Genomic DNA, 9,513 nt, shown 5'->3' with positions numbered 1-9,513 from the left:
GCGCGCGAACGGCTTGGCGCTCGCGCTGCGGGAGATCGGGCGCGTGGAGCGCACGCTGTTCACGCTCGACTGGATCGAGCACCCCGACGAGCGGCGTCGCGCTACCCGCGAGCTGAACAAGGGCGAGGCGGAGAACGCGCTCAAGCGGGCGATCTTCTTCCATCGCGCAGGTCGGTTGCGCGACCACGGCCTTCAGGCGCAGAGCCATCGCGCGAGCGCCCTCAACCTCGTCGCAGGCGCGATCGTGCTGTGGAACACGACCTACCTTGAAGCCGCCATGCGGCACCTCGAACGCCAGGGTCGCCCCGTGCCGATCGACATGCTGGCCCACCTCTCGCCGCTCGGCTGGCAGCACATCAACCTCACCGGCGACTATCTCTGGACCGAGCCCGCCACCAAACCGGGGCAGCTCCGGCCGTTACGCTCGATGCTCAGCCCGCCGCTGTCCCGAGCCGCTTAGCGTATATCTGTGCCCGTCCTATGTAGCGCCCCCTGCAGGCCTCGAAAAGCTCCAAAAGGCCGCTTGACCGAGTGACGGCAGAAGCGAGCTAGAAGCAATGCTATGCCTGTCGCCAATTCGTTGGGTAGAGTCAGGGGGAAATGTTGCTTCAAGGCGGGCTCTTCACGCGCGACTGGCTCGCAGAAGGTGTTCTTGAGGCGCCAGAATGGGGTGAAGGACCGGATACGGTCCTCTCTGAACTGATTGCCGCGCTGGTGCGCGCCCGACCGGCGATCTCTCCCTGCTGGCGATCCTCAACTCGCCTCTGATGTGGTGGCACAACTGGCGCGCAGCCGCCGTCCGCGCGGCTCTGCCGCGCCGCCGCGCGCTGAAGCCGCCGACATCGTCCGGCTGCGCGCCGAACATGCCGCCACCATCGCCCCCGCCCGCGAACAGCGCCTGCAACTCGCCGGCACCGAACGCCGCATCTCGGACCTGGTCAACACCGCCTACGGCCTGACTCCTGAGGACATAGCCCATATGTGGCAAACTGCCCCACCTCGGATGCCAGTCACACTGCCGGCTTCGTGATTCCCGTTTGTTATCCTCTGTGAAGCGGCGCTGCGGCGCCAGCAGATCTGCCCGCTGTCATGTATAGTTAATCGCGGTGCCACCTGCCGGTCATCTTGGCCGGGCAATGCCAAGCCTCCAACAGGAGAGGGGCAATCTCATGAATTCTCGATTCCTTGCAGGCATCGCGCTGGCCGTCACACTCGCATCCCCGGCGCTCGCCGTGGAAAAGGCCAAGAACATCATCATCCTGATCGCCGACGGCTCGGGCTACAACACGCTGCAGGCGACCCGCTTGTGGACCGGCGCGCCGCTGTTCACCGATTCGAACGGCTTCCAGACCACGTCCATGTCCACCTATCCGCTGCGCTTTGCCAACACGCCGATTCCTGGCGCGGCCGGCCTCGCGCAGGATCCGAACACCGTCTATTCCAGCGCGAGCAACTGGGACACGACGCCCGTTGCCGGCACGACAGGCGCTTATCCGCGCGCCTTCGAAGGCTATGACTGGAACCGGACGACCTATCCAGACAGCGCCAACACCATCGTCTCGCTGGTGACCGGCGAAAAGACCTACAACAACGCCGTGAACGTGAACGGCAACGGCGACCCGCTGCTGACGCTTGCCGAAGTGATGGTGCAGAACGGCCGGGAGGCCGGCGTTGTCTCCACCGTGCAGTTCGGCGATGCGACACCATCGGTCGGCGGCGGCGCCCACAATATCAGCCGCGGCAACCGCCAGGCCATCGCCAACGAGATGTTCGGCTCGGGCGTGCTCAGCGTCATCGGCGGCACCGGCAACCCCGACTATGACGACAACGGCAATCTGCGCGCCGCCAACTATGCCTGGATCACCCCCGAGCTCTGGAACGACCTGAAGACCGGCACCAATGTCTCGGGCTTCAACGGCCAGGGCTGGACGCTGGTGCAGAACCGCGCCGACATCCAGGCAATCGCCAACGCCAGTGTCTCGGCGCCGGAAAAGCTCGCCATGATCGCCAAGGCCGACAACGGCCTGCAGGCCTATCGCGGTGGCCTGACCGCCAACAACGACGATCCCTTCGCAACCGCCCAGCTCGACACGTCGCCCACCTACACCGAAATGCTGCTCGCCGGCCTGGAGCGGCTGAACGACAACGGCAACGGCGGCCTGTACCTGCTGGGTGAACAGGGCGAGCCCGACCGGGCGATGCACGCCAACAATCTCGGCCGGACCATCGAGAGCTACATCGACTTCCAGCTTGGCGTCGAAGCGGTTGTCAACTGGATCGACAGCCCCGACAGCTATGCCGACTGGTCGAACACGCTGTTGATCGTGACCGCAGATCACGACCACCTGCTGTTCGGCCCCGATGGCGCAACCGATCCCTTCCAGGACCTGCTGCCCGACGACGGCGATGTCGGCACCAATCCGCAGCACCGCTGGTTCTTCGGCAGCCATTCGAACCAGCTTGTGCCGCTGATGGTACGCGGCGTTGGTGCGAACGGTATCATCGGCCTTGCCGACGACTGGGACAGCTACACCGACGAGCAGGGCCGGACCTTCGGGCGCGGCTGGTACACGGACCAGGCCGAAGTCGGCCGCTACCTGCTGCAGGCCGCCGTGCCGGAACCTGCAACCTGGGGCATGATGATCGCCGGCTTCGGCCTCGTCGGCCTGGTGGCACGTCGTCGCCGGACGGTAACCATCACCGCGTGAGCGCAGGCGACATGGGGATGACATGGGGGCGGGCCTGCGCGAGCAGGCCCGCCCTTCTCATTCAGCGGTGGAGAGCTTCCACGTCGTCGCAAGGGCTGGTTTCCATCTGCAGCGTCGCGTGGTGAATTTCGAAGCGGGCCTCCAGCATGGCGGCAAGCGCCCGGCGAACGTCTTCCGCCTCGGCTCCTTCGGCCAGTTGCACATGTGCGGTCAGCGTTCCGTCGTTGCCCGCGAGAGACCAGAGGTGCAGATCGTGCACGCCCGCGACGCCCGACGTTTCTGCAATCGCCGCCCGGACAACGCCAAGATCAAAGCCGCGCGGCACGCCTTGCAGAAGCACGTTCATGGTATCGCGCAACAGGACCCAAGTGCGGGGCAGCACGAACAGGCCGATTCCGATCGCGACCAGCGGGTCGATCCACTGCCAGCCGGTCAGCCAGATGACGGCCGCGGCCACGATAACGCCGACCGAGCCCAGCATGTCGGCCCAGACTTCCAAGAACGCTCCCTTCACGTTCATGCTGGCGTCCTTGGCGGGCGCCAGGATGCGCATCGAGATGAGGTTGACGATGAGGCCGGCAGTGGCCACCGCCAGCATGCCGAGCGACTGCACCTCCTGCGGTTCGCGGAAGCGGCCGATGCCTTCAACAAGAATATAGCCCGCCACGAGGAACAGCAGGATCGCGTTGAACGCCGCCGCCAGGATTTCGAAGCGCCGGTAGCCGAACGTCCGCGTGTCGTCGGCCGGCTTCTGCCCGATCCAGATCGCGACCAGCGCGATGGCGAGCGCGGCCGTATCGGTGAACATGTGCGCAGCGTCGGAAAGGAGCGCCAGGCTGTTGAACCACCAGGCACCGACAAGCTCGACTACGACGAAGGTCGCGGTCAGCCCCAGCGCCCAGGTCAGGCGCTTGGCGTTCGCCCCTGCACCATGATCATGCCCCGCGCCCATCAGGCAGCTTCCGGCGCGGTTGGTACTGCCCGGTCTGCCTGATCGGCGGCTTCGGACCTTTGGTGCACAAGGCGATACAGCACCGGCAGCACGAACAGGGTGAGGAGGGTCGACGAGATGATCCCGCCGATCACAACCGTTGCCAGTGGACGCTGCACTTCGGAGCCGGCTCCGACGTTGAATGCCATCGGCACGAAGCCAAGCGACGCGACGAGGGCTGTCATCAGCACCGGGCGAAGGCGGGTTATGGCACCTTCCCGGATGGCGGGATCGAGCGCCATGCCGCCTTCGCGCAGGTCGCGGATGAAGCTCAGCATCACGACGCCGTTCAACACCGCTACGCCGGACAGCGCGATGAAGCCGACGCCGGCCGAGATCGAGAAGGGCAAGTCGCGCGCCAGCAGCGCGAACACGCCGCCGGTCAGCGCCAGGGGCACGCCGGAAAACACGATCGCGGCGTCACGCGTGGAGCCGAACAGCGCGAACAGCAGCCCGAAGATCATCAGCAGCGCGACCGGCACCACGATGGTGAGCCGCTGCGTCGCCGACTGCAACTGCTCGAAGGTGCCGCCATAGCGGATATAGTAGCCCGGCGGCACTGTGACTTCGGCGCCGATCCGTTTCTGGGCTTCGGCGATGAACGAGCCGAGATCGCGCCCGCGGACATTGGCAGTGACGACCGCCCGGCGCTTGCCATCCTCGCGGCTGATCTGGTTGGGGCCGGCTGAAAGCTCCAGCTTCGCGATGTCCGCAAGCGGCACATAGGATGCGCCGCCTTCCATCCGCACCGGGATCGGCAATTGTCCGATGGCGTCCAGGTCAGTTCGCTGCGCCTCGGGGAGCCGCACCACCACATCGAAACGGCGGTCGCCCTCGAAGATCTGCCCCGCCTGGGTGCCGCCCAGCGCTGCGGTCACCGTAGATTGCACGTCCGCCATGGCGATGCCGTAGCGGGTGAGCTGCAAGCGGTCGGGAATGATCGACAGGACTGGCAGGCCAGTCACCTGCTCCACCTTCACATCCTGTGCTCCAGGAACCTGTTCCATCACTTCGGCCACCGCCTCTCCCGTTTCAACCAGCTGGTGCAGATCGTCGCCGAAAATCTTGACCGCCACGTCCGAGCGCACGCCGGCGATCAATTCGTTCATCCGCATCTGGATCGGCTGGGTGAACTCGTAATTGTTGCCGGGAACCTTCTGGACGATCGCATTCATCTCGTCGACCAGCAGCTGCTTGGGTTTCCTCGGGTCGGGCCACTCCGAGCGCGGTTTCAGGATGATGAAATTGTCGGCGACCGACGGCGGCATCGGGTCGGTCGCGACATCGGCGGTGCCGATCTTGGCAAACACCATCTTCACCTCGGGCATGGCCGCGATCCGCTTTTCCAGCATCTGCTGCATCTGCAAGGCTTGCGAAAGGCTGGTGCCGGGGATGCGCAGCGCGTGCATGGCGATGTCGCCTTCGTCGAGGCTGGGGATGAACTCCGAACCCAGTCGTGTGGCAAGGGCGCCGGCGCCGATCACCATTGCAACCGCGATCCCGAGCGTGACGACCGGGGCTCGCAATGCCCGGTCCAGCGCCGGACCATAGCGCGCCTTCAGCCAGGCAATCGGCCTGGCTTCCCTCTCTTCGACCTTTCCGGTCACGAACTGGGCGATGGCCGCCGGCACGAAGGTGAGTGACAGGATCATTGCCGCGGTCAGCGCCAGCATCACCGTGATCGCCATCGGGTGGAAGGTTTTCCCCTCGATCCCCGTCAGCGCGAAGATCGGCAGATAGACAATAGTGATGATGAGCACGCCGAACAGTGACGGGCGCATGACCTCGGCGCTGGCGCGGGCAACCAGCCCGAAGCGTTCGTCGCGATCCAGTAGCCGGCCCAGCCGATGCTGGGCTTGGCCGAGGCGGCGCAGGCAGTTTTCCACGACGATGACCGCGCCATCGACGATCAGGCCGAAGTCGAGCGCGCCGAGGCTCATGAGGTTGCCCGAGACCCCGCCCTGCACCATGCCCGTCAAGGTCATCAACATGGCGATGGGAATGACGGCGGCGGTGATCAGCGCGGCGCGGAAATTGCCGAGCAGCAGGAACAGGATGACGATGACGAGCAGCGCGCCTTCGGCAAGGTTCTTCTCGACCGTGCCGATGGTGCGGTCGACGAGAACGGTTCGGTCATAAACCGGCGTCGCCTTCACGCCGGCGGGCAATGTCTTCTGGATCTCTGCCAATCGGGCATCCACCGCCCGCGAGACGTTGCGGCTGTTCTCGCCGGTCAGCATGGAGCGCGCGAACGGCTTGGCGCTCGCGCTGCGGGAGATCGGGCGCGTGGAGCGCACGCTGTTCACGCTCGACTGGATCGAGCACCCCGACGAGCGGCGTCGCGCTACCCGCGAGCTGAACAAGGGCGAGGCGGAGAACGCGCTCAAGCGGGCGATCTTCTTCCATCGCGCAGGTCGGTTGCGCGACCACGGCCTTCAGGCGCAGAGCCATCGCGCGAGCGCCCTCAACCTCGTCGCAGGCGCGATCGTGCTGTGGAACACGACCTACCTTGAAGCCGCCATGCGGCACCTCGAACGCCAGGGTCGCCCCGTGCCGATCGACATGCTGGCCCACCTCTCGCCGCTCGGCTGGCAGCACATCAACCTCACCGGCGACTATCTCTGGACCGAGCCCGCCACCAAACCGGGGCAGCTCCGGCCGTTACGCTCGATGCTCAGCCCGCCGCTGTCCCGAGCCGCTTAGCGTATATCTGTGCCCGTCCTATGTAGCGCCCCCTTGAAGCTGCGCCGGGTTTTCCGTGTGACGACGTGATGGCCATCATGCTTCCATGATCGCTTTGGGAGAGAGGTAGCGGAGATCTGCTGGGGTATGTCGGCCTGTCGGGACAACTGCGGGAGGGAATGCACGGGTTGTCTCGAGGGGGTGTCAACTTATTCGGTCGGGACGCGGGGGTCCGTTCCATGAGCTGCTGCATCGTTGCGGGCGATCGACATGCGATTGAGGGGGATCATGCTGCGATCTGGCGGGCTTCTGCGGGATCGGCTTTGTGCTCAGATATCGCTTGGTGCAGCGTAGAGAGATAGCGATCCGGTTTGTCGGGGTTGTCGAAAATTCGTTCATCGAGGGCGTCAAAGAGCTGGAGCCAATCTGCCAAGGGGGTTCGGTTCTGCACAGGCAGCGAGGCTTGTGCGTCCTGAAACCTGACGAGGGCTTTCGGGGCCATCTCGATGATCCGGTCGATGTCAGCAGATTTCAGCAGTTCTTGCTGTCGGATATAGGCTGTCATGGATCCTGGCCGGGGTTGTCCGGTTCGGGTTCCTTTGATCGCCTTGCGCCAGAGACCTTCGCAGGATGTGAGACGTGGCGCTGCGCGTGCTTCCATGAGGACAATGCGTCTCAGGGCCCAGACGGGTGCATCGTGCAGTTCTTCCGGTTTGACGGCTGTGCACATCATGCAGCTGGATTTGCCCGGATGGAGGGGGAAGCCTTCGGCGAGGATGCGCTTGTCGCAGGCATCTCGGGCCCAGCCCCATTCGCGCAGAGGGTATCGGAAGCTGTAGAGAGGGTCATCGAGGGCGGCGACTTGACGGTAGCGGATGTTATCGCGCGGAGAGCAGTCGTAGCCGATCAGTTTTTGCACCTTGCCGCCGGCGGCCCAGGTGCGTTGGGCTGGTTCCCATGATTTGAGGAAGGTGTGTTGAGGAGCGGCCTTCCATTTTTGGGAGCAGCTTGAGAAGCCGAAGGCGATGGAGGGCAGGGTGCCGTTTGTGAGGCAGTTTTCGCTGAGGCTTTTGTACGGCGGCCAGTTCTTGAAGGTAGAGGGCTGGTAGCGCACGACTTCCGCTTGGACGTCTCGATCTTTCAGCCAGGGCAGGAAGAATTCGATGAAGGCGTAGGTGCGTGGGTGTTCATCGCCAGTGTCCGCGAACATCACGAGGTCGATCGGGTCGCCTCGGGACAGCATTTCGAGGATCATGGCGGTGGAATCGGTTCCGGCGCCCCACGCCACCACCACGGGCGCACGATTGGGCAGGCCTGTGAAGAGATCGGGTTGATTACCCTGCAGCATTGCTCGGCTCCTGTTTAGGTCGCGCGCACCAATGCTCTTTCCTCTCCGCGTCCTATGACGCCGGGCTAAAGGGTTGAAGGGGTGGGAGTGTGCCGGGTGGGGCAGGGTTGAAGCTGTTGCTCAGACGTCCCAATCGAGTTGTTCGGAGACGGTCTGCATCAGACGTTCGAGGTCTTCCGGGTTTGCGGGTTGGGGATCGATCCAGTCGAGTTCGCAAAGGAGGCTCGGGCCGTATTGGTAGAGGGTGCCCGTTGTGGTGTTGGCGGGCTGTTCTTCGCTCAGCGGAACGTCGGTTTCCTCGTCCAGTGCGATGACGCGGGCGATGAAGCGTGGTTCGCGCGTATGGATGATGTATTCCCGCCGGCGCGGCGGTGGGCCTTCTCCGATGATCCATTCGTCCCGCGTTGAGAGCGTGCCTTCGGGCTGGGGCGCGAAGAGGTTCTGAAGCTTGATCCGCAGTTGGAATGTGATGGGATCTTGACCGTCAAGGATGCGCTGGAAGGCTTGAGCGTCCAAGCCCACCTTTTCGCGAAATCGTTCACGGGGCAGGCCGCTTGCGAGGATCATGGCCTTCAGGTCGCTGGCTTTCATCGTCGAAGATGTGATGGGAGGATGCCTGCTAATCATTGCCGCGTGCCTGGAGTTGTGTTTTCGAGAAGAGGAAACATCATGTTGGCCAGATTTTGAAGGGTCAAGGCCTTGTCGAGGTTGTTTGGCAGGAAGATGTCGAGGACGGCTAAGGAGTCCCGAAGCTGGTCATAGTCTGCGTCCGTGAAGCCGAGTTCGCCAGACAGCTTTGATTGGGGCGTGAGTTGGATGGTGTCGTCGTTGAGGGTGGCCAAGACCATATGTTTTGCGAGCGCAAATTGTACGGATAGAGCGATCTGCGCGAACTGGCCGGCGTTTAGCAGTTGCGCCTTGAGCGTTTCGGTTTCGGTTTCGGAGGCCTGGTCGACGAGCTGGGAGGCTGTATCGATATGGCTTGCGGCGTCTGAAATGAGGGCCTTGAACGCTGCGGGATCTGGGAGCGAGCCGCTGGTTAGCCGGATTTCGCAGAATAGATATTGGCGCGTAGAGAAGCTGAGTGGGCCTTCGGCGTCGAGCGGCTCTTCGGCGGGCAATGGGAGGCCGGTTGCAGGATCGAGTTGAACGATTCTGGCGATGAAGGTCGGTTCCTGAGTGTGGATGATATAGCGCCGTCGTTCCGGCGTTGTGCCGGTGCCCATGACCCATCTGTCGCGCGGCGCGTTTGGATCGCTGGGTGCGTCTGCAAGGGCGGAGCGCATTGCTGCCGTTTCAATGATGGCGTCTGCTCGCCGAATGGGCGTGTCTTCGGGCGACTGCGAGGTGGGATCGGCAAAGAGCCGCGAGATGCTGACGAAATCGATCTTTTGGCCGTCAATTTCGAGCCAGCTATGGCCCACGGCGGGTGTGTTCGCGTTGGTTGGATGGTAGTTGGCGAGGAGCGCTTGAGCGGCCCCCAGCAGGTTTTCGGCCGTTGTGTTGACCGATAGGTCGGTTCGAACGGAAGTTTTGGTTGTAGCGCCGGGGAGGCGGAAGCGGGTTTTGATGGTTATGGCCATGATGGGCTCCGCTGTTTGACGATGTTCTTGATATGAGCATGGGGTTCTTGCAGCTCTCGGTGCTTCGCGGGCTCACTCGACATGTTTGGACCTGATCTGTTTGGGTAAATGTCGAGGCTGCGGCAGGCAAGCAGGATCGAGAGTTGAGGCGCGGGCCGCCGTAGCCCGGCCCCCCGCAGCGGAGGGGGGGCCCGGGGGGGG

Annotated in this window: 7 protein-coding genes and 3 pseudogenes; 5 read left to right on the top strand and 5 right to left on the bottom strand. The window is 63.8% G+C overall.

What is annotated here, in order from left to right; translation table 11 throughout:
* The 4 genes and pseudogenes from IM784_RS16075 to IM784_RS17795 all read left to right on the top strand — a co-directional run.
* The coding region (locus IM784_RS16075; protein ID WP_235977436.1) for a Tn3 family transposase at positions 1-460 on the top strand (460 nt) is incomplete at its 5' end.
* 312 nt (positions 461-772) lie between these two features.
* Positions 773-1,030 (top strand): hypothetical protein, encoded by a 258-nt coding sequence (locus tag IM784_RS16070; protein ID WP_207791788.1) that lies wholly within the window; start codon positions 773-775, stop codon positions 1,028-1,030.
* A gap of 106 nt (positions 1,031-1,136) precedes the next feature.
* Positions 1,137-2,339 (top strand): annotated as a pseudogene (locus tag IM784_RS16065) (alkaline phosphatase); the annotation flags it as partial.
* 273 nt (positions 2,340-2,612) lie between these two features.
* Positions 2,613-2,708, top strand: a pseudogene (locus IM784_RS17795) (PEPxxWA-CTERM sorting domain-containing protein); the annotation flags it as partial.
* A gap of 61 nt (positions 2,709-2,769) precedes the next feature.
* Here the strand turns inward: IM784_RS17795 and IM784_RS16060 are convergent.
* Both IM784_RS16060 and IM784_RS16055 read right to left on the bottom strand, forming a co-directional pair.
* A complete protein-coding gene (locus IM784_RS16060) occupies positions 2,770-3,660 on the bottom strand; it encodes a cation diffusion facilitator family transporter (RefSeq protein WP_199556364.1) in 891 nt (296 codons plus the stop codon).
* On the bottom strand, positions 3,660-5,939 hold the full coding sequence (locus IM784_RS16055; RefSeq protein WP_199556363.1) for a CusA/CzcA family heavy metal efflux RND transporter: 2,280 nt from the start codon (positions 5,937-5,939) through the stop codon (positions 3,660-3,662). The genes IM784_RS16060 and IM784_RS16055 overlap by 1 nt, the downstream gene beginning before the upstream one ends.
* On the opposite strand from IM784_RS16055, the pseudogene IM784_RS16050 reads away from it, so the two are divergent.
* Positions 5,935-6,402 (top strand): annotated as a pseudogene (locus tag IM784_RS16050) (Tn3 family transposase); the annotation flags it as partial. The gene IM784_RS16055 and the pseudogene IM784_RS16050 overlap by 5 nt on opposite strands.
* Positions 6,403-6,667: 265 nt before the next feature.
* On the opposite strand, the gene IM784_RS16045 reads toward IM784_RS16050, so the two are convergent.
* The 3 genes from IM784_RS16045 to IM784_RS16035 all read right to left on the bottom strand — a co-directional run bounded on the left by IM784_RS16045 (position 6,668) and on the right by IM784_RS16035 (position 9,312).
* Positions 6,668-7,729: an adenine nucleotide alpha hydrolase family protein gene (locus IM784_RS16045; protein ID WP_199556362.1), complete on the bottom strand. Its 1,062-nt coding sequence runs from the start codon at positions 7,727-7,729 to the stop codon at positions 6,668-6,670.
* Between the two features lie 120 nt (positions 7,730-7,849).
* Positions 7,850-8,320, bottom strand: coding sequence for a hypothetical protein (locus IM784_RS16040; protein WP_199556361.1), 471 nt, complete (start codon positions 8,318-8,320; stop codon positions 7,850-7,852).
* A gap of 32 nt (positions 8,321-8,352) precedes the next feature.
* Positions 8,353-9,312: a hypothetical protein gene (locus tag IM784_RS16035; protein ID WP_199556360.1), complete on the bottom strand. Its 960-nt coding sequence runs from the start codon at positions 9,310-9,312 to the stop codon at positions 8,353-8,355.
* Positions 9,313-9,513: the final 201 nt, after the last annotated feature.

This window comes from Sandaracinobacteroides hominis (genome assembly GCF_016464365.1).
Taxonomy (GTDB): Bacteria; Pseudomonadota; Alphaproteobacteria; order Sphingomonadales; family Sphingomonadaceae; genus Sandaracinobacteroides; species Sandaracinobacteroides hominis.
Note: the sequence above shows the minus strand (reverse complement) of the source record. Positions and strands in the feature narration are given on the sequence as shown.

Coding starts and splice junctions, on each gene's coding strand:
- IM784_RS16060 (WP_199556364.1), bottom strand. CDS start 3,660: ATGGGCGCGGGGCATGATCATGGTGCAGGGGCGAACGCCAAGCGCCTG.
- IM784_RS16055 (WP_199556363.1), bottom strand. CDS start 5,939: ATGCTGACCGGCGAGAACAGCCGCAACGTCTCGCGGGCGGTGGATGCC.
- IM784_RS16045 (WP_199556362.1), bottom strand. CDS start 7,729: ATGCTGCAGGGTAATCAACCCGATCTCTTCACAGGCCTGCCCAATCGT.
- IM784_RS16040 (WP_199556361.1), bottom strand. CDS start 8,320: ATGAAAGCCAGCGACCTGAAGGCCATGATCCTCGCAAGCGGCCTGCCC.
- IM784_RS16035 (WP_199556360.1), bottom strand. CDS start 9,312: ATGGCCATAACCATCAAAACCCGCTTCCGCCTCCCCGGCGCTACAACC.